Source organism: Bacillus sp. LR_5 (assembly GCF_042709275.1).
Genome location: NZ_JAVAXX010000061.1, coordinates 1 through 19,238, shown reverse-complemented (window position 1 = coordinate 19,238; position 19,238 = coordinate 1). Strand labels below are relative to the sequence as shown.

Here is a 19,238-nt window from a genome sequence, read left to right as displayed (position 1 = left end):
TTTGGCTGATGGGTATACTCATTCATTCGTATTGACTTTTTCATAAAAACCCTTCCTTTGATATATGAATGATAGTGAATCTGTCTTAAAATCATCTATGAATCTATTTCCTCTTTCAAACCAGATGGATTGAGTCTTATAATGATAATGATTCTCATTTGAAGTCTGGATTGAGGAGGAGATTTATGAAAAAGAATATCAGTGCAATTGTTGGTATGGTTTTGTTGATGATCTTTTGTTTTTCCCCGCAAGCTTCGGCAGCATATGACGACCTGCATGAAGGCTATGCAACGTATACAGGGTCAGGTTATTCAGGAGGAGCTTTCCTGCTGGATCCCATTCCTTCCGATATGGAGATTGCAGCAATAAATCCTGCAGATCTCAATTACGGGGGAGTGAAAGCGGCACTTGCAGGCTCTTATTTGGAAGTTATAGGGCCAAAAGGAAAAACAATTGTCTACGTTACCGATCTGTATCCTGAAGGCGCTCGGGGAGCTCTTGATCTGTCACCTAATGCCTTCCGAAAAATCGGCGATATGAAAGACGGAAAAATCAATATTAAATGGCGTGTTGTCAAAGCCCCAATCAGCGGCAACTTCACGTACCGGATCAAAGAAGGCAGCAGCAGATGGTGGGCTGCAATTCAAGTCAGAAATCACAAGTATCCTGTGATGAAAATGGAATATGAAAAGGATGGTAAGTGGATTAACATGGAGAAAATGGACTATAACCATTTTGTCAGCACTAATGTAGGGACAGGCTCTCTCAAAGTCAGAATGACTGACATCCGCGGAAAAATTGTGAAAGATACCATTCCGAAGCTGCCTGAAAGCGGAACGTCTAATGCATATACAGTGCCGGGACATGTACAGTTTCCTGAATAAAAAATACGAAACAGCGGACCTTTCCCGCTGTTTTTTTCATTTCGTTACATGAAGAGATTAGATATCAATCATCAACATCTGCATATAAAAACGCTTTAATCATGTTTACTTGCTGCTGCTTTGGATAACTGGTGTACAGTCTGCTTGAAATCCGAATAGGATCTCCGAAAAAGTATCTTTCGTAGTGTGTTTGCCTTGTTCCGAATGAACTCATTGTTAAATCCCACGCCAAGCGGAACATTTTCACACGCTCTTCAGCGTTTGTATTAGTTGCTTGAAGGTATTGGTCAAGATCTTCCCGTATCTCTGAGTCAAACGCATTTTCTGTCGGCAGCGTCACCATTCCGCTAGCGCCAATTAATTGTATGATTTCAGTAAATCGAGGATATAGAGCAGGAATGATCGTACTGATGACTTGAAGAGGAATTAAACTGGGACGCATATAGCCGTATTCATCTAACTGAGCATCATTTTCTGATTTGTCAATAAGTGCTTTAATTGTTTCCAATCCAACAATGATTTCAGAGAGCTTTTCTTGTATGTGCTGGTATTCAGAAACATTAATAGTGTCGACCAGAAGCTGTGCAACTCCTAATAGAAATTCAATTTTGATCATTTGCCTAATGACGACCTGGTGAAAGGTAAAGGCATGAAAGGAGCTTTTCGTCATAAAGTCTTTAGCTGCTTCAACATTATCGTAAAAAAACACACGATCCCATGGCACTAACACGTGATCGAAAACTACGATTGAATCCATTTCTTCATACTTTGAGCTTAAGGGATGATTAAAGGCAGAATCGCTTAATACAAATGATTCTCTTGTGATGAATTTGACACCTTTTGTATTAGATGGAATCGAAAATGCAAAAGCTTCATCCTTTTCAAAATAAAATTTCGGTGCCGAAAAAACCAAGATTTCATCAGTTAACCCGCCTTGAGTCGCAAGCAAACGTGCACCTTGTATAATTAATCCTTTTTCAGTTCTATCGATTACTTTAGCAGATATCGGTTTTTCACTTAGCCCCAAATAGGACTGTGACCGGTTCACTTGGGGGGTAATGAATGTATGGGTAAAGGAAAGATCATGTTTAGCAGCTTTCTGATACATGTCTAGTATATGTTCCGGAAAGCAATTTTCTTTATCTCTTAAAAGCTCTGCTGAGGATGCAAAGCTCATCATGACCGTATTCATATAATCCGGACTTCTCCCCATCATTCCATGAGTATGTCTAGCCCAATGTTCTATCATGTTCCTTCTTTTTCTCAAATCACTTTTGGTTTTAGGCTGAAGATATGAGAGACCGATTCGATCAAGATCTCCAGGAAGGTGATAAGTCATTTCATTGATTAACTCATCCTTCGTTTGCAAATCATTAAAGCGAGCTTTTCGTTTTGAGTATTCCTTTAAATGCAGGATGATCAGAAATGTTACCCTCTAATTTTTCGCCATCATACCATATTTCGTTTTCTAGTTTATTTAATCGGTCAATGAATTCTTTTCCATTGATGATCCCCATTTGGCGTTTCGCTCCTTCACATCAGGCTGCGTATTGTATTATATTTTCGAAAGAACAGCCTGTTCAGCTAATTTGAGATAGGAAAAGCCTTTTTTAGTATGTCTGAATAAAAAGAGCAAATTGAAATACTATGTAGACAAGGCAGTAAATGTCTTTCGTGTTTTTCTGCATTGTCTAGAGATGTAAACAATTTGCTTATGTACTGGATAAGACATCACTATAAAACTTGATAAAACATGTCGATATTATTGACATGGGAGTAAGCGAATAGCTATTTCAATCATACATAGTGCAGAAAGGGAAAACGACACATGAAAGTGAAAACAAAATTGCTGGGGATTGTATCAATATTAGTTCTTTCAATGATTGGAATTGGAGGTTCCTCCGTTTTTATGATTTCTTCTACTGTGAAAAAGAATGAAGAACTTAAAGACAAAATGGAATTCCAAAAAGAAATGAAATACATCCAATATCGATTGGCCGGTTTATCAAATGATGAAAGAGGCTTTCTGATTACCGGAGACAAAGAATATGAAGAGGGAATGAAGGAAAAAGCAGACGATGCCTTAATGAGCCTGGATCGAGTCAATGACTTGATTGATGAAGAGAAATATCAATCAAATATTGAAGACATTAAAACAAGTATTATTCAGTATAGAGCTTTAAATCAGCAAGTATTAAAAGCCTATTCTTCAGATCCTAAAAAAGCAGAAACCATTCATTTTGGAGAAGAAAGAACGTTAAGAAAAGAAGTTGTAGATCCAGCTGTCAATAAGCTGTCTGATCGCCTGGATCAAGAGGTGGAGGATCTAAAAGGTGAAATACACAGCAATGGGGAAATGAGTCAATGGTTCATCATCATTGTCACAGCGGTATCAATAATGGTAGGCATTGTTTTAAGCTTATTGTTGTTAAAGTCCATTATGGTGCCATTAAGAAGTATGAATAGGCAGCTGGAGGAAATTGCTCATGGCGAGGCGGATTTAACCAAAAAAGTCATTGTGAAAAATAAGGACGAATTTGGTCAGCTTGCTCAATCTTTCAATTCTTTTACCCATTCATTAACTCAAATTGTGAAGCAGATCAGCAGCTCATCTGAACAAGTCGCTGCATCTTCCGAGGAATTATCGGCAAGCGCGGAAGAATCAAAATCAACTTCTGAACAAATTTCCGGAGCGATGCAGATGGCTGCCGACAGCAATGTGAAGCAAAGCTCAATGACAGAAAAGAGTGCGGAATCCATTACTGAATTATTAGACAGTATATCATCTGTTGCTTCAAATACAGGTAACATAGCGGATCTTTCTTCGTCGATGAGAGACAAGGCTGAAATAGGATCTCAATCCGTCAACAAAATGTTAGATCAGATGAAGTTCATTGATAAATCTGTCGATTCTGCCGGCAATGGCTTGCAGGCATTGGTAGCGAGCACAGCAGAAATCAGCAATATTTCTTCGCTAATCACAAATATTTCAGAGCAGACAAATTTGCTGGCACTGAATGCAGCGATCGAGGCGGCCAGAGCCGGAGAACAAGGGAAAGGATTTGCTGTGGTGGCAGAAGAAGTTCGGAAATTGGCCGATGAAACGAATAAATCAGCCCATCACATCCAATCGGTGGTAACAACCATCCAAAATGAATCAATTGAAACGGTGAATAACATTAAGGTTGTTCAAGAAAATGTGAGCTCAGGTATTGTTCTTTCTCAAGAGACAACAGGGAATTTCAATGAAATACTGAATTTGGTGGAACAGGTCACTTCTCAAATACAAGAAGTGGCAGCGGCAACACAGCAGCTTACATCAGGCGTTGAAGTAATTCAGCATACAGTTCATACATTAGCCGCTGGTACAAAAGAAACGTCAGCAAATACAGAAGCGGTTGCAAAATCATCACAGGAACAGCTTCATTCAATGGAGGAAATCTCTTATGCTGCAGAATCTCTATCCAAGTTGGCGGAAGAACTTCAAACGGTCATTCATCGTTTTAAATATTAATTAGGTTACATGACGTTAAAACCCCACCTTATTCGGTGGGGTTTTAAGCTTCCTCAATATCAGAAGCTGGTATGATGTTAGCATTGACAGGTATTTTCACTGTGAAAACGGAACTAACTTACTTCTTTAAAGTTAGCTCCGTTTTAAATGACTAGTCCAAATTTTGATCAATAGTCCCTTCAAAATAGTCATCGCTGACTTGTTCATGAGTTTCAGCCAATCCTTTTTCCAATTGCGTGGTTCCTTTATAATCTGAGGGATCGAAATATTTTCCAGCCACATCTGTGGTGTCATTTATGTTTTCTTTATTATGAGTTTGCGTTTCAGCGTTTGCATTTTCTGTCTTACCACTTTCATTTAAAGTCTGCTGGAAATCATAGTCCTTGTCAATTGAAGAAAATCTTTTGTAGTCATCCGGTCTGTCTGCTCCACTTTTTTGAGTCACTTTACTCACTCCAGATTATTGAAATTTAACTGTGTCATATGGGGTTAAGTCGAAACTTATTTCGTTCTTTTAGGATCAGAACCATGTTTTTTAGGATCATCTACTTTAAAAGCTGTTTCAGTCTCATGGTCATTTCTTATTTGCTCAATACTTGAATTTTGAATTCCTTTTTTACTCATTGGTGTCACCCCTTTACGAAAAGTGTTGAATATCAACTCTTCTTATTCTGTCTGTTAGGCAGGTATTCATTCGCTTTTTTTCGTTGACTCTTTCCCATTTAAGCCAGAGAGGCTTTACCTTCGGTCGTTTTTGAAACCTTTTATTAGCACACTTCGTATATGAAGAAGCTGTCTAAAGCTGGGAAACACTGTACAAAACGTTTGAAAAAGAAGCAGAGATTAGGACAGGTTAGGGAAGGAATCTGCATGTAAACATAACAGCCACCATTAAAAAGTCAATTAGGAGGTGAAAAAATGAACAAAATGGTATCATATCAGCTTATGACGTTAGGACTATCCAGCCTTTCTTTTGGTTTGCTTTTCGGATTTTATTCTCTCGTCACCTATCACATGCTGATGATCGCTTTATTCACAGGAGCACTTGCTTTATTATATGGTTTTATGATGTTTGGGCTTTTTGCTTTTCCGCTGCAAATGATCTTGCAGAAAACAGCAAGAACATTCAGTTTAATGTATCTATCGTTTTACATTGTACTCGCTTTCATTTCTGTATTCCTGTTTTATGCTATCAATGAGCCTGCTTCAATATCATGGATATTCCAATCAAATATTTATTATATGTTAAGTATTGCATCAGCAGTGATTTACTGGTTTTGGGATTCTCTAATCCTTTATAAACGTGTGCAGCTTACCGGGAAAATAAAGTAAATCAGGTTCGCGTTTTAGAAAAAAGGGGAGGCGCTGTACGAGAAATGACATGGATATCGAAATAAAGTTTAAAAAATTTTAGAAGAGTGGCATTCTACGTATCATAAAGGAGAGACATTGAAGATGAATATGGCGAAAGACGGAGATACCATAAAAGTTGTATTTGTGTATCAAAAAAACGAGCAGATTGAAGAAGTGACGCTTAACTCAGCGCAATTGTCTTTTATTAAACTCAAAACAGGTATGGATTGAAACATTCAGCCAGAACCTCAAAATTGAAAACACCGTTTGGTCTTACGGCAATCAGAATGTATCTTTACAAGTTTACTTAAAATAGAATCGATGTTTGAACTGAGAGGATGATCAGCTGACTATACATCTGAACTGAGAAGAGCGTGACAATGAATCTCGCTCTCCTCAGATTTGCTTTATTCACCCTGATGTTTCTCAATTAATGTGAATGTCCATTCTTTTAACATATGTTTCTGTACATATTTTTTTCCGTTTATTTCAATGTATGGAATGTCTGTCATGTCTCCAGCTAACTGTTTTGCCTCAGTTGTCGTTATTCCTAAAAAATGTCCGATGTAAAAGTGAATATCTCGTTCTTTTATAAGAAAGGTATCACTTTTTTCATATGCTTTTGGATGGTTCATTTGCTTTAAGCCTTCACCGATAAAATATCCAGCTAAAGCAACACCGATTCCTAAAAAAACGTCCATATGCATGCCTCCATTATGTCGATTTTATGTTATACGGGCTTGGCATACTCCGGGTTTCATTTTCAACCAAAAAAACTGCCAGAACGTGATTTGGGCGTTTTTTTGTTCATGCTTTTTCAATCTGTACACGTCCTGAAAAAAAGGTGGCGCCGCCGCCCATATCGGACAAGCGGTCTGAGGTAAGCGCGTTTACAAGCTGTTTTTTGCCTGTTTCATCCGCCCATAATCCTTGGCTGACTACGACCCCGGGCAGCACTTGTTCTCCGACTGCAGCGGCCAGCTCGCATTCTCCCCGACCGTTCCAAATTCGTACAGGATCCCCATCAATGATTCCATGTTCTTCAGCATCTTTTGTGTTGATAAAGAGCTTTGGCGTCCTTTCAAGCTTGATGTGCTTTGCATTGTTGGAAAACGTTGAGTTTAAGAAATTATGGTTTGGCCCCGGAACATACATAAACGGATATTCGTTATCGCATGTAAGAGGCGTATGTGTCGGTAAAGCCGGGAAACCGGCTTGTTTCATTTTCTCTGAGTATAATTCTATTTTTCCGCTTGGAGTCGGAAGTTCGCCTGGAAACAGCGGCTTTTCGCGTTTCGCTTTCATAAATGAATGCTTAGTAAGTGAATCGTAATCAATCTCCGCCAAATATGGGTTATCTGGATGGTCAAGCGCCTGGCGGATTAATTCTTCATCTGAATCTTTGAGCTCCTGGTCTGTGAACCCCATTGCTTCAGCCAGTAATCGGAACACCTCAGTGTTAGACTTGCTTTCTCCATATTTCTCAATCACTGGCTGCTGAAGCTGAATGTAATGGTGCCAGTAGGAGGTATAAAAATCAGTATTTTCAAAAGCGGATGTTGCAGGCAGTACAATGTCCGCATATGCAGCCGTTTCCGTTAAAAATAAATCATGAACCACAGTAAACAGGTCTTCCCGCAGCAAGCCCTGTCTGACTTTATTCGCTTCTGGAGCGACAACGGCTGGATTCGTCCCGTAAATAAAAAGAGAACGAATCGGCGGATCGGTTTCCAAAAGCACTTTGCCCAGCTGATTCATATTAAACGATCTCGGTGTGAGCCCCTTCAATAAGTCAGGCCGCTGCAAGGCATTTGTGTTATATTCTAAAATTCCGCTGTTATGCTTAATTGCGCCGCCCCCTGTGTGCAGCCATTGGCCAGTAACCGCCGGAAGACAGGCAATCGTCCGTACAATCATCCCGCCGTTATCGTGGTGTTGAAGTCCGTTTCCGATTCTAATAAAAGCAGGGGAGGTTTCGCCGTACATTCTTGCCAGCTGATACATATCTTCGGTGCTGACACCGGTGATCAGTGATACCTTTTCCGGATCATACTGTTTCACGTGTTCACGGAGCTCTTCATAGCCGACCGTGTATTCAGACAGAAATGCTTCATCATGAAGGTTTTCTTTAAATAAGATGTGCATGATGCCAAGAGCAAGTGCGCTGTCGGTTCCGGGTTTTATGGGAATAAACCAATCTGCAAGACGTCCTGTCTGGTTTTTATGAACATCAATCACGACAATTTTTGCACCTTGTTTTCGTGCTTTTTGGGCGATAGTAATTTGGTGCATATTTGTACTGACCGCGTTGATTCCCCAAAAAATAAATAGTTTCGTATGAATGGTTTCCTCAGGATCAATTCCCGCACTTATACCCATTGTATATTTATAGCCCTCTGATCCTGCTTTGCTGCAAATCGTCCTTTCGAGCTGGCTCGAACCCATGCGGTAAAAGAAGCGGCGGTCCATACCTTCAGCTGTTAATTTCCCCATATTTCCGTAAAAGCTGTACGGAAGTATGCTTTCAGCTCCTTCTTCATCAATCAGCTGTTTCCAGCGGGAGGTAATGGTATCGATTGCCTCTTCCCAAGAAATCGGTTCGAATATCGCTTGGCCTTTCGCACCTGTCCGTTTAAGCGGTGTAGTCAGCCGCTTTTCATCATAGATGCGCTCCGTCATGTTTCGGACTTTGTTGCATATGTTCCCGGCTGTGACAGGATGATCAGGATCACCTTGGACTTTCACAATTTTTCCGTCTTTTTTATGTATTAACAATCCGCACTGATCCGGGCAGTCAAGCGAGCAAACGGATTTAAAAATGCCGTTTTGTTGTGTGGCAAAAGATTTCATGGCCCAGTTCCTCTCTCTAGTTAGATATTTTGTAAGAATTATAACATTTCGGATGATAACGTCAATTCTGAAAAAAAGAGATTGACATCAATCTGAGACTTCTTTATGATAAACGTATTCTTCATTCTGAAAATTACATACTCAACATTTTCTATCCAGAGAGGTGGAGGGACTGGCCCTATGAAACCTCGGCAACATTATTGTGCCAATTCCAGCAAGCGTCAGCTTGAAAGATAGGAAAGCAAGGTTTATACCGGCGTCTGTCTGTAAACAGGGCACGCTTATACATGAATCTCTTTCCATCTTCGGAAAGAGATTTTTTTATGAAAAAATATGATGAAAAGGATGTTTTGCACCATGACGGTTTTGGTTACGGCACCGTACAACGAAGAAGGACGAAAAGAGCTTGAAAACATGTTTGGCTCAGTTACTTATCAATCTTGGAAGGAACAAGGCCGGGCATATCGGGAAGATGAACTCATTCAGCTGCTAAAAGCAACAAATGCGACAGGCTTGATTACTGAGCTTGATCAAGTAACAGACAGCGTATTTGCATCTGTTCCAGAACTTTCATTTGTGGGCGTGTGCAGAGGAATGCCATCCAATGTGGATGTGGCCGCAGCATCAAAAAGAGGTATACCCGTTTTCTATACACCCGGGCGGAATGCACAAGCGGTTGCTGAAATGTTTATCGGTAATGTGATTTCCTTTCTCCGCCATACCAGCTCCTCTAATCAATGGCTGAAGGATGGAAAATGGGACAGCGATTACTTGCAGGCTTATGTCAAATTTAAAGGGAACGAATTAACGGGAAAAACGGTCGGCATGGTTGGGTTCGGCGCGGTTGGTCAAAGGATTGCAAAACTGCTGACAGCGTTTGACTGTAAAGTAAAGTATTACGATCCATACGTACAAGACGATCATCCGCTGTATGAAAAAGTATCTCTCAAAACGGTGTTTTCAGACAGTGATATCGTTTCTGTCCATCTGCCTCGTACTGAGAAAACACTGAGACTTATTGATCGGAAGTATTTTGATCTGATGAAAGAGAGTGCGATTTTCGTCAATACTTCAAGAGCAGTTGTGGTAAACCGTGAAGATCTTTTATCTGTATTAAAAGAACATAAAATCAGAGGAGCGATTTTAGACGTTTTTTATCATGAACCTCCAGAGGAATCAGATTACGAATACATTTCATTGCCTAATGTTCTGGCAACACCGCATCTCGCTGGAGCAACCTTTGAAGTAGAAGATCATCACGTGACGATCCTGAACGAAGCCCTCAAAAAGTGGAAGGTTGGAAAAACTCTTAATATTCCGACACTGTATAACAAAGATGAGCTGAAAACAGAGGTTTAAGAGAGGAGGTTACAGGAATGAAAAAACAAAAAGGCTATCTCGTTTTTGATATCGGCACAGGGAATGCGAGAGTAGCGGTCGTAAGTGTATCGGGCAGCGTTCAAACGGTTGAAAGGGAGGACATCGTGTATGCTACCGAGACGCTTTACCCGGACAGCCGTTATTTTTCTCCTCAGGTGCTGTGGAAGCAAGTGATGAAACTGGCAAAACGTGCGCTTTCTCGTTCAGGTGATATTGACATTATTGGTTTGACATCGACAAGTCAAAGACAGGGGATTGTTCTGATCGATCAAAACGGCGACTCTTTTCTCGGGCTGCCGAACATTGATAATCGTGGCCGTGAGTGGGAGGAGAGTATACCCAATCAGGAAGAGATATACAGCCGCACAGGCCGCCTCCCGACTGCACTTTTTTCTGCGCTCAAGCTTTATGGTTTAAAACAGCGTCAGCCCTTTTTATGGGAAAAGACTGCTAGTTTTACAAGCATCAGTGATTGGGTGACATATCAGCTGAGCGGAATTTTGACATATGAACCATCGCAGGCAACCGAAACCCTGCTGTTTGACGTGAAGCAAAACACTTGGTCAGAAGAGATGTGCGGCATATTCGGCTTTTCACCATCCATCCTTCCGCCTCTTGTAAGAGCGGGAACAGCGATTGGAACGATAACAAATGAATATGCGTCCGAATTAGGCCTTTCTATAACTGCTAAGGTTATAGCAGGGGGTGGTGATACACAACTGGCTGTGAAAAGCACTGGCGCTGCGCTTGAGGACATTGTCATCGTATCAGGGACAACAACGCCAATAACCAAAATTACTGCTGATCATGGCGACACAAAACATAAAGCATGGCTGAACTGCCATACAGATCAAGGACATTGGCTTGTGGAAACGAATCCGGGAATTACCGGCCTGAATTATCAAAAATTAAAACAGATATTTTATCCAAATGAATCGTACGAAGTGATGGAGGAAGAGATTTCTGCCCTTGCTAAAGAAGACAATGCGTGTGTGGCGGCTCTCGGTTCTTACTTATCGGCAGAAAAGAATGCGTTAACGAGAGGCGGATTTCTTTTTGATGCCCCGCTTTCCTCAAATTTAAAGAGAGCACATTTTGTACGTGCGGCACTGCAAGAGATCGCATTTTCGATCAAATGGAACTTTGACATTTTAACAAGGGTTACTCCGTTTGAACGTGACTTTGTTTGGGTGTGCGGAGGAGGATTCCAAAGCAAAGCACTCACTCAATATATCGCGGACCTTCTTCAGAAAAAAATCTATGTCCAAGAGGGATATCATCAGGCATCTGTCGTTGGCGCTGCAGTCATTTGCAATGAAACCTTTCAATTGACGGAAGAGATGTCAGCAAATATCCGGGTGATCGAACCGCAAGACTGTCGGGTCGAACTGGCTTTATATGAGGAATGGAAGCAAACACAGCGTTTTTTTTCAGAGTCAGAAAGCAAAGTGTTGATATAAGTCGGTATGTGCTGCTGTTTTAAGGAATGAACTAATTTTCGGCTTTAACAAGGTAATACGGTAATTGATATCAGCATCTAAGGAGGAGACAGATATGTTAGATAAAATTGGAATACCGAAGCGGCTTGCCTGGGGGTTTTTAGGGGTTGTTTTGTTTATGATGGGAGACGGGCTTGAACAAGGCTGGCTCAGCCCGTTTCTGATCGAAAACGGACTTACGGTTCAGCAATCCGCTTCAATTTTTAGCATTTACGGGATTGCGCTTGCCATAGCTTCCTGGTTTTCAGGTGTATGTCTCGAAGCATTTGGCGCAAAACGGACGATGTTTATGGGGCTGTTGTTTTATGTGATCGGTACAGCTGCCTTTATCGTGTTTGGATTTGAACAGCTGAACCTTCCTGTGATGTATGTGACTTACTTCGTAAAAGGGTTAGGCTACCCGCTTTTTGCTTATTCTTTCTTGACATGGGTCATTTACAGAACACCCCAAAACAAACTGAGCACTGCTGTCGGCTGGTTTTGGATTGCATATTGTCTCGGCATGTTTGTGTTTGGTGCTTGGTACTCAAGCTATGCGATCAAAGCGTTCGGCTATTTGAATACGCTTTGGAGCTCTATATTCTGGGTATGTCTCGGTGCCATCTTCGCATTGTTTATCAATAAAGACCGTTTTGAAAAGAAGAAAAGAAAAAGATCGGAAACAGCCGAGGAACTTTTAAAAGGAGTTACCATTCTTTTTACGAATCCTCGGGTGCTTACAGGCGGAATCATCAGAATCATCAACAGCATTGGTACATATGGTTTCCCAGTTTTTTTACCGATGCACATGGCTCAGCACGGAATTTCAACCAATGTGTGGCTGCAGGTTTGGGGAACGATTTTTCTTGGGAACATTGTGTTTAACCTTATCTTTGGAATTGTCGGCGATAAATTCGGCTGGAAAAATACCGTTATTTGGTTTGGTGGAGTCGGCTGCGGTATTTTCACCGTCCTATTATATTATGCACCTGTTTTCTCCGGCGGAAGTGTAGCGGTTGTCAGCGTGATCGGCTTTATTTGGGGAGGTTTGTTGGCAGGCTATGTACCGATCGGTGCGATTGTGCCGACGGTGGCCGGAAAAGACAAAGGAGCGGCCATGTCTGTGTTGAATTTGGCTGCAGGTTTATCAGCGTTTGTCGGTCCTGCGCTCGCTTGGCTGTTCATCGGTCTCGTCGGTGCGCAAGGCGTCGTCTGGATCTTTGCGGTCCTTTATCTTGCGAGTGCAGTCATGACGAAATGCATTCATATACCTGAGGAAAAAGCAGTACAGGAGGAAACGTCTCCTCAATATGCATCTTAATCAGAAAGCGCCCTGTCTCAGGGCGCTTTTTATCATTTGTTCAGTAATGCAAGGATTTCCGATACGGAATGCTGTACAAATGGCTGATCTGGGCGGGATTTCATCATCACAGTCAGCCCGATGAGAATAAAATAAAGGTCTGCGCCTTTGTTCAGCGTTGATCTTGCTTTTTAACTCGCCTGAACGACGTATCTTGAAGTGGCTTCATAGCGGCTTCCAACGCTTGATCTTCATTGAATTCACGATGACGAGCCATCAACATTACCTCTTTTCGTATCGTTCAGTATGTTATTATTGTATGAATTGTTGAGGAAGCTGTAAAACTTTTCTAAATAAAAATAGACAACATATTGACAATGGAGTGAGAAATGTTATGATAATAAAGACAATATATTGTCTTTTAGGGAGGGAGCATCATGGATTATTCTAAAGAACTGAAAGATTTATTTTTAATGCAGCAGTCTTACGCTACACTTTTTTCCGTCTTAAACAAAATTCAATCACGCGGGGACGATTATTATGAAAGCTTAACGTCAAGACAATTTATGACGATGGTTGCCATACTGCATTTACCGGAAGAAGAAACGACATTCAACAACATTGCAAAAAAATTAGGCACTTCAAAACAAAACATCAACAGGCTTGTCAGCGGCATTGAAAAAAGAGGTTATGTCACCACTGTACCAAGTAAACGCGACAAGCGAGCGGTTAATGTGAAGATTACTGATTCAGGAAAACGTGTCATGGAGGAATGCGGTGAAAAATCGGTGTACTTTATGGCAGATCTATTTAAAGAGTTTTCTACGGAAGAGCTGGAAATATTGTGGGTTTTATTGAAGAAGCTATACAGTTTCGATGGAGAAGAACAGGATGGTTTTGAAGAAAACGCTGCTGATTTTGATATTGAACAAAATCGGGATCATTTGAAAACAAATTTATTGCAGGAATTCGCAAAACGGAGAATGTAAAAAGGAGAAACGTATGAACAACGTGGCGGCAGTAAAAGATTTAAAAATGCAGTACGGAAACAAAACGGCGGTAGATGGGATTTCGTTTGAAGTGAGAGAGGGGGAAGTACTTGGCTTACTAGGTCCAAATGGTGCAGGGAAAAGCACAACCATTCATATGTTATCCGGGGCATTGTCGGCCAGTTCCGGAAACGTTACGATTTTGGGCCATAATGTGAAAAAATGGTCAAAGGAAATGAAGAAAGGCATCGGGATTGTGCCTCAAGATATCGCGATTTATGAGGAAATTTCCGCTGAGAAAAATGTTCGTTTTTTTTGCGAGCCTTTATTCGCTTAAAGGAGAAGAACTGAAAACCCGAGTAAAAGAGGCTTTGGAGCTTGTGCAGCTTTATGACAGGAAAGATGACAAGCCTAAGACGTTTTCTGGCGGGATGAAAAGAAGATTAAACATTGCGTGCGCCATTGCCCATCAGCCGAAACTGATTATCATGGATGAGCCGACAGTAGGAATCGATCCGCAATCCCGGCATCACATTTTGGTATCGATAAAAGAGCTGAAAACAAGAGGCGCGAGCATTATTTACTCAACACACTATATGGAAGAAGCCGAGGCTATTTCAGATCGCATTATCATCATGAATGAAGGAAAAATCATTGCCAATGGAACAAAAGAAGAGCTATATAGAGAAGTGAATAAAGAAATGACATATGCTTTTCAGTTGACGCATGCTCAGCAATTAAATAAAAACTCAATTAGAGGAGTCAAAGGAGTGACAGGAGTTGATTTCTCAGACCGTCAACTAAAAGTTACCGTTCGGCAGAACCAAGATCACCTGAGTGAAATCATAGCAGAATTGGGTGCCCAGGGCTGCGGCATTCTAAGCATGAACAAAAAAGAGGCATCGTTAGAAACGGTATTTTTAGAGCTGACGGGAAGAAATTTAAGAGATTAGGAGAGCAAAATGAGTTTGTTAAAATTGATAACGTTTGATTATATGAATATTGTAAGGAATCCGGTTCTCGTGATCGCCAATACGGCTTTTCCATTCGTTCTCATTCTGGTCATGGGCTTTGTTTCGAAAAACAGCTTTGGAGCGGGCGGTGTCAGTTCGTACGATTATTACGGAGTAAATATGATGATTTTCGCTGCGGCTTTGATCGCTATGACGGCCTCTAATGCGTTTATGGAGGAGAAGGTGAAGAAAGCAAACATCCGCATTGTGTATGCGCCGGTTTCGACCACTAGTATTTATCTTTCTAAATTACTATCAACTTGGATATTCAGTGTCATCATGTACAGTGTGAATGTGTTGATTGCCCAAACGATTTTTCATTTGAACTTTGGAGGACAGGAACTCCCGTATTTCATGCTCTTATTGTATGTATTTTTATTTTTCGGCTGCTGTTTTGGCACAATGTTCTGCTGTTTGTTCAAAAATGAAGAACAGGCGAACGGGATCATGCAAATTCCGATAGCTTCTTTTGTTTTCTTTGGCGGTGTATTTTTCGGGATTCACAGATTTGGAGATACCATCAATAACATATCGCTTCTTTCTCCGGTTAAATGGGTAACAGAATGTTCATATCGCCTCATTTATGATCACGATTTCAGTATGCTGCTGCCTGTTATGTCAGGACTATTATTGGCTTCAATCATTTGTATTGCCGTTTCGCATGTTGTATTTAAGCCGGAGGGATATGTATGCTGAGTTTATTCCGAAACAGGTGGGAGCGAATCCTGTCCAAAAAAGCCATTATCATCATTGCAGTGATCATTATCCCTCTGATGATCGGCGTTGCGATTATGTTTTCCGGGAAGCCGGTTTTCAAAGAAACAATCGCTTTTGTTACAGAACAGGACGACGTGCAACATATGCCGAGTGATTCTGCATTTAGAGTGGTAACGGTACATCAGAAGCCGAAGTTTTCTGATCTGGTGTTAGGGAAATATGCAGCCATCGTAGAAAAAAATCAACGTGATTACAAAGTGACCACGTTGAAAAGTAAAGCGGATCAAAAAATGATCCAGCAATTTTTTGAGACTGGAAAAATGCCAGGCAGCTACCGGGGAGAGGACGAATTAAGGACTGAACGGGGAAGGGGAACGAATATAGTAGGCTTTATCGTGATGCTTGTATTGATGCAAGGTGTGGCATTGACTGCGTTATATCCAGAAGACCGGATGCTCAAAACCTTCAGAAGGATTTTAGTGTCTCCCGTGCATGTGGGGAAATATTTGTTTGTTCAGTTTATCTTTACGTTTTTATGTTTATACATACCCACTTACTTGGCCATCGTGATTACACATGTACTCTTTCATGCTGAAATTGGTTTCCGTTTGGATATTCTTGCTGGGTTACTGTGTGTTCTTACAGTGCTTGCAACAGCATTCGCTATCTTTATGGCTTCTGTGATGGATCGCAACATCAGTTTGATGACGAGCGGTATCAGTGTGATCACGTGTGTATTGTCAGGCTGTTTTATTTCTTTTGCTCCACATCATCCATTATTGAATGCCCTTTGTGCGATACTGCCGCAAAAAGCGTATATGACTTTCATTCACGGGGTAGAAATGGGCCATTCAATGTGGGAATACAAAACTCAGGTTGTCTATATTTTGATGTGGTCGGCTGTGTTTTGTTTCCTTGGGGGTTTTATCACAAGAAGAAGGACCAATAAAGGGATTTATGAATAGAGGAAAAAGACATGAGATGCATAGACCACTATGCATCTTTTTTATTTTTGTAAGTTATATGAGCATAAGAGGTGAAAATCTTGAAGGAAGTGATCAAGAATCAAGATGTCATAGCTGGTACAGGTCCTGAATCGGACATTTAAAGGGAAGGGATGTACATACAGATCGAGAGAATGCCATCCGTTCATTCTCTTGATTTTAAAATAGAATACACATTTGTATCATAAGGGACTCCATTTTGATACATGTACTGTCTTAAGACCCCTTCTTTTTGGAATCCCATTTTTACGAGCAGGCGATTTGATGCTTCATTTTCGGTAAATACAACTGCGCCAATACGCGTCAGTCCAAGGGCAGAAAATCCGTAGGATAAAACCTTTGAAATGGCTTCTAATGCAAATCCGTTTCGCCAATGCGCCGGGATGATTTCATAACCGATCTCTGCACGCCTATGATTTTGAGCCAAAGCATGAAATCCGATTGTTCCGATTAGTTCTTTGGTGTCTCTTCTTTCAATTCCCCACCGTATCCCGCGTTTTTCTTGATAAAGGCCGGCAAACGATTGAACCATTGACATGGCCTCTTCTATAGATCCCATGTTTTCAATTCCGTAATGGCGTGTCACCTCATGGTTTGAAAAACAAGCAAAAATGGCTTCTGCATCTTGATCTTTGATTTGTCTAAGTGTAAGCCGATCCGTTTCTAATACAGGAAACATTCCACCACTCCCCAAGTTTGTGTTTTCGTTTATCATATCCCTTTTATTTCCTCTTTTCTATAGTGAATTCAAACCTGAGGAAGCAAAGGAACGAATTTGTCTTTCTAGTTGCTCTTTGTTTTTACTGAATTGTTTCAAACGATGGCCGTTCGCGCCTGATGGGTGGGGAAATCCGCGTAGGCAAAAAAAATTCCGGAGGCTGTGCTGGCTGAGCAGTGTTTCACAGACTGCTTCGGCGGCTTTTCCTAGCGGAATGAGAAGAGCCGGTCCCGTCACTTTATTGAGTTCCGCAGGGAAGTGTCCAAAAGCATAGGTGCTTAGGATAGGTGAGCTAGTGATAGCCGGCCTGTAACCTGTATAGTTTTTTTGCTGGATAAAGACAGGATATTTGATAACGGAAGTTGTATGAAGCAAATGCCGTAAGTCTCCAAAAAGCTGTGCGGCGCTTTGAATGCCGAACGCCTGCGGCAGCCCGCAAAAATCCAGCATCGTGATAAGGTTATGCCTCATCGAACCGGAGAGACCCGCTGCTTTTTTCGTGTCTACTGCCATTTGCTCAAGAGACCGGCCTTGCCGCAGGCTTTCGGCGGCTGTTTTGTACGCTGTTTTCATCTGGGAAAAACCTGGCGTGATTCCGGCAATCACAATAGAGGCAGCCCGGTTGATATATTCATTATGAGGTGTATAGTAGATGCAAAGTTCGTTTTCTTGATGGAGACGAAATGGAGAAGCAAGTAAATCAGACTTTGTAAGCGACGAAGGAAGAGAATGCAGTTTCTCTCTGAACTCCTCTAAGCAGCTTCGGTTTACAATCATGCGCAAGCCTCCTCAAAAAATGATATCCCATTGTCCATTCTGATCGTAACAATGGGATATCATTCATTTTTATCTGCTATTTAAATGGCCTGCCTGCCACACCTCTTTGACTGCTTGAGGAACTTCTTTTACCTCAGCAGCTGTCTGCTGAAATGCGTTTTTTTTCATTTGGACATCCTGCTGAATCTTCTTTTGTTTCTGTGTCAGCAGCTGCGCTTCTGTTTTTAGTCCTTCGACTTGTTTTTGCATAGCCTGCGTAACAGAGGTGAGCTCCTTTAGTGCGGGATCTATTTTTTTCTTGCTTTGAATCACATTAGCCCCTAAATAAATGATAGCAATAGCCAATACTGCGAGACTGATATAAACAATAACCATATGTTCACTCCTTTTCTTATGTCATTACCCTGTTTGCGTTTTTTTAATCAGAAGAAATGATGTTTTTACAGTTCGTTTGATTTGCGTATTGGATTTATTGTACTTATAATGTGATATCGTACATATGTAAACAAAGAAAGGGTGCTTCAATTGCAAAGCTTACAAAATAAAACCGCTCTTATCACAGGCGGAGGCAGAGGAATAGGCCGCGCTACAGCTCTTGCGCTTGCAAAAGAAGGCGTGAATATCGGGTTAATCGGCCGGACTGCCGCAAATGTTGAAAAAGTGGCTGAAGAAGTCAAAGCGCTTGGTGTAAAAGCAGCATTTGCCGCTGCAGATGTAAAAGATGCCGAGCAGGTTAACCAAGCTGTAGCTCAAGTGAAAGAACAGCTCGGTGATATCGATATCCTCATTAACAACGCTGGCATCAGCAAATTTGGCGGATTCTTAGATCTGTCAGCTGACGAGTGGGAAAATATTATACAAGTCAACCTAATGGGTGTCTATCATGTCACTCGCGCGGTGCTTCCGGAAATGATCGAACGCAAAGCTGGAGACATTATTAATATTTCGTCTACAGCGGGCCAAAGAGGAGCTGCTGCAACTAGTGCTTACAGCGCTTCTAAGTTTGCGGTTCTCGGGTTAACAGAGTCTCTTATGCAAGAAGTGAGAAAGCATAATATCAGAGTCAGCGCGTTAACGCCGAGCACTGTTGCTAGTGATATGTCTATTGAATTGAACTTAACTGACGGTAATCCTGAAAAGGTTATGCAGCCAGAGGATCTTGCTGAATACATGGTGGCACAATTGAAATTAGATCCGCGCATTTTCATCAAAACAGCGGGATTATGGTCAACAAATCCGTAAAAATGAAAAGCCTGTCTTA

Annotated in this window: 17 protein-coding genes, 3 pseudogenes and 1 riboswitch; of the genes and pseudogenes, 12 read left to right on the top strand and 8 right to left on the bottom strand. The window is 41.3% G+C overall.

Annotation, left to right across the window (positions count from 1 at the left end; translation table 11 throughout):
* Positions 1–185: 185 nt before the first annotated feature.
* Entirely contained in the window at positions 186–884 is a 699-nt protein-coding gene (exlX, locus tag RAC86_RS14795; protein WP_072566377.1) for an expansin ExlX, read from the top strand.
* A gap of 64 nt (positions 885–948) precedes the next feature.
* Here exlX and hpaB read toward each other — a convergent pair.
* Positions 949–2,401: pseudogene (hpaB, locus tag RAC86_RS14790) on the bottom strand (4-hydroxyphenylacetate 3-monooxygenase, oxygenase component).
* Positions 2,402–2,712: 311 nt separating this feature from the next.
* Between hpaB and RAC86_RS14785 the strand changes: the two are divergent.
* A complete protein-coding gene (locus RAC86_RS14785; protein ID WP_072566376.1) occupies positions 2,713–4,398 on the top strand; it encodes a methyl-accepting chemotaxis protein in 1,686 nt (561 codons plus the stop codon).
* A 151-nt stretch (positions 4,399–4,549) separates the two neighbouring features.
* On the opposite strand, the gene RAC86_RS14780 is transcribed toward RAC86_RS14785, so the two are convergent.
* Both RAC86_RS14780 and RAC86_RS14775 read right to left on the bottom strand, forming a co-directional pair.
* Positions 4,550–4,843 (bottom strand): YozQ family protein, encoded by a 294-nt coding sequence (locus tag RAC86_RS14780; protein ID WP_072566375.1) that lies wholly within the window; start codon positions 4,841–4,843, stop codon positions 4,550–4,552.
* A gap of 56 nt (positions 4,844–4,899) precedes the next feature.
* Positions 4,900–5,022 (bottom strand): hypothetical protein, encoded by a 123-nt coding sequence (locus RAC86_RS14775; protein WP_003220370.1) that lies wholly within the window; start codon positions 5,020–5,022, stop codon positions 4,900–4,902.
* Between the two features lie 294 nt (positions 5,023–5,316).
* On the opposite strand from RAC86_RS14775, the gene RAC86_RS14770 reads away from it, so the two are divergent.
* Together RAC86_RS14770 and RAC86_RS14765 are read left to right on the top strand one after the other, a co-directional pair.
* Positions 5,317–5,730, top strand: coding sequence for a UPF0715 family protein (locus RAC86_RS14770; protein WP_014114000.1), 414 nt, complete (start codon positions 5,317–5,319; stop codon positions 5,728–5,730).
* 123 nt (positions 5,731–5,853) lie between these two features.
* A complete protein-coding gene (locus RAC86_RS14765) occupies positions 5,854–5,982 on the top strand; it encodes a hypothetical protein (protein ID WP_014113999.1) in 129 nt (42 codons plus the stop codon).
* Between the two features lie 176 nt (positions 5,983–6,158).
* Here RAC86_RS14765 and RAC86_RS14760 read toward each other — a convergent pair whose 3' ends face one another.
* Both RAC86_RS14760 and RAC86_RS14755 read right to left on the bottom strand, forming a co-directional pair.
* Positions 6,159–6,452: a hypothetical protein gene (locus RAC86_RS14760; protein WP_014113998.1), complete on the bottom strand. Its 294-nt coding sequence runs from the start codon at positions 6,450–6,452 to the stop codon at positions 6,159–6,161.
* Between the two features lie 106 nt (positions 6,453–6,558).
* Positions 6,559–8,601, bottom strand: coding sequence for a molybdopterin oxidoreductase family protein (locus RAC86_RS14755; protein WP_072566374.1), 2,043 nt, complete (start codon positions 8,599–8,601; stop codon positions 6,559–6,561).
* Between the two features lie 148 nt (positions 8,602–8,749).
* A riboswitch (SAM riboswitch) is annotated at positions 8,750–8,841 on the top strand.
* Positions 8,842–8,934: 93 nt separating this feature from the next.
* On the opposite strand from RAC86_RS14755, the gene RAC86_RS14750 reads away from it, so the two are divergent.
* The 7 genes and pseudogenes from RAC86_RS14750 to RAC86_RS14720 all read left to right on the top strand — a co-directional run bounded on the left by RAC86_RS14750 (position 8,935) and on the right by RAC86_RS14720 (position 16,443).
* The gene (locus tag RAC86_RS14750) at positions 8,935–9,960 is read left to right on the top strand and encodes a 2-hydroxyacid dehydrogenase (protein ID WP_072566373.1); all 1,026 of its coding nucleotides are present in this window, start codon (positions 8,935–8,937) and stop codon (positions 9,958–9,960) included.
* Positions 9,961–9,977: 17 nt separating this feature from the next.
* Positions 9,978–11,441 carry an FGGY-family carbohydrate kinase gene (locus RAC86_RS14745; protein ID WP_072566372.1) on the top strand — a complete coding sequence of 488 codons (1,464 nt, stop codon included), beginning with the start codon at positions 9,978–9,980 and terminating at the stop codon, positions 11,439–11,441.
* A 94-nt stretch (positions 11,442–11,535) separates the two neighbouring features.
* Positions 11,536–12,780 carry an MFS transporter gene (locus RAC86_RS14740; protein WP_072566371.1) on the top strand — a complete coding sequence of 415 codons (1,245 nt, stop codon included), beginning with the start codon at positions 11,536–11,538 and terminating at the stop codon, positions 12,778–12,780.
* A 416-nt stretch (positions 12,781–13,196) separates the two neighbouring features.
* On the top strand, positions 13,197–13,748 hold the full coding sequence (locus tag RAC86_RS14735; protein ID WP_072566370.1) for a MarR family winged helix-turn-helix transcriptional regulator: 552 nt from the start codon (positions 13,197–13,199) through the stop codon (positions 13,746–13,748).
* Positions 13,749–13,761: 13 nt separating this feature from the next.
* Positions 13,762–14,701 (top strand): annotated as a pseudogene (locus RAC86_RS14730) (ABC transporter ATP-binding protein).
* A gap of 9 nt (positions 14,702–14,710) precedes the next feature.
* Positions 14,711–15,457 (top strand): ABC transporter permease, encoded by a 747-nt coding sequence (locus RAC86_RS14725; RefSeq protein ID WP_072566369.1) that lies wholly within the window; start codon positions 14,711–14,713, stop codon positions 15,455–15,457.
* A complete protein-coding gene (locus RAC86_RS14720; protein WP_072566368.1) occupies positions 15,451–16,443 on the top strand; it encodes an ABC transporter permease in 993 nt (330 codons plus the stop codon). Before RAC86_RS14725 ends, RAC86_RS14720 begins: the two co-directional genes overlap by 7 nt.
* Positions 16,444–16,627: 184 nt before the next feature.
* Here the strand turns inward: RAC86_RS14720 and RAC86_RS14715 are convergent, their stop codons facing one another.
* From RAC86_RS14715 to RAC86_RS14705, 3 genes and pseudogenes are all read right to left on the bottom strand, one after another.
* Positions 16,628–17,161, bottom strand: a complete 534-nt coding sequence (locus RAC86_RS14715; protein ID WP_072183207.1) for a GNAT family N-acetyltransferase — start codon at positions 17,159–17,161, stop codon at positions 16,628–16,630.
* 43 nt (positions 17,162–17,204) lie between these two features.
* Positions 17,205–17,977, bottom strand: a pseudogene (locus RAC86_RS14710) (hypothetical protein).
* A gap of 69 nt (positions 17,978–18,046) precedes the next feature.
* Positions 18,047–18,352, bottom strand: a complete 306-nt coding sequence (locus RAC86_RS14705; RefSeq protein ID WP_072566366.1) for a DUF948 domain-containing protein — start codon at positions 18,350–18,352, stop codon at positions 18,047–18,049.
* 150 nt (positions 18,353–18,502) lie between these two features.
* Between RAC86_RS14705 and RAC86_RS14700 the strand changes: the two genes are divergently transcribed.
* On the top strand, positions 18,503–19,219 hold the full coding sequence (locus tag RAC86_RS14700) for a 3-ketoacyl-ACP reductase (RefSeq protein ID WP_033883938.1): 717 nt from the start codon (positions 18,503–18,505) through the stop codon (positions 19,217–19,219).
* Positions 19,220–19,238 lie beyond the last annotated feature (19 nt).

Excerpts from the sequence above, each read along its gene's own strand:
- RAC86_RS14725 (WP_072566369.1), top strand. The coding sequence starts at position 14,711 with ATGAGTTTGTTAAAATTGATAACGTTTGATTATATGAATATTGTAAGG.
- RAC86_RS14745 (WP_072566372.1), top strand. The coding sequence starts at position 9,978 with ATGAAAAAACAAAAAGGCTATCTCGTTTTTGATATCGGCACAGGGAAT.
- RAC86_RS14765 (WP_014113999.1), top strand. The coding sequence starts at position 5,854 with ATGAATATGGCGAAAGACGGAGATACCATAAAAGTTGTATTTGTGTAT.
- RAC86_RS14705 (WP_072566366.1), bottom strand. The coding sequence starts at position 18,352 with ATGGTTATTGTTTATATCAGTCTCGCAGTATTGGCTATTGCTATCATT.
- RAC86_RS14785 (WP_072566376.1), top strand. The coding sequence starts at position 2,713 with ATGAAAGTGAAAACAAAATTGCTGGGGATTGTATCAATATTAGTTCTT.
- RAC86_RS14740 (WP_072566371.1), top strand. The coding sequence starts at position 11,536 with ATGTTAGATAAAATTGGAATACCGAAGCGGCTTGCCTGGGGGTTTTTA.
- RAC86_RS14760 (WP_014113998.1), bottom strand. The coding sequence starts at position 6,452 with ATGGACGTTTTTTTAGGAATCGGTGTTGCTTTAGCTGGATATTTTATC.
- RAC86_RS14715 (WP_072183207.1), bottom strand. The coding sequence starts at position 17,161 with ATGTTTCCTGTATTAGAAACGGATCGGCTTACACTTAGACAAATCAAA.
- RAC86_RS14750 (WP_072566373.1), top strand. The coding sequence starts at position 8,935 with ATGATGAAAAGGATGTTTTGCACCATGACGGTTTTGGTTACGGCACCG.
- RAC86_RS14755 (WP_072566374.1), bottom strand. The coding sequence starts at position 8,601 with ATGAAATCTTTTGCCACACAACAAAACGGCATTTTTAAATCCGTTTGC.
- RAC86_RS14735 (WP_072566370.1), top strand. The coding sequence starts at position 13,197 with ATGGATTATTCTAAAGAACTGAAAGATTTATTTTTAATGCAGCAGTCT.
- RAC86_RS14775 (WP_003220370.1), bottom strand. The coding sequence starts at position 5,022 with ATGAGTAAAAAAGGAATTCAAAATTCAAGTATTGAGCAAATAAGAAAT.
- RAC86_RS14720 (WP_072566368.1), top strand. The coding sequence starts at position 15,451 with ATGCTGAGTTTATTCCGAAACAGGTGGGAGCGAATCCTGTCCAAAAAA.
- exlX (WP_072566377.1), top strand. The coding sequence starts at position 186 with ATGAAAAAGAATATCAGTGCAATTGTTGGTATGGTTTTGTTGATGATC.
- RAC86_RS14770 (WP_014114000.1), top strand. The coding sequence starts at position 5,317 with ATGAACAAAATGGTATCATATCAGCTTATGACGTTAGGACTATCCAGC.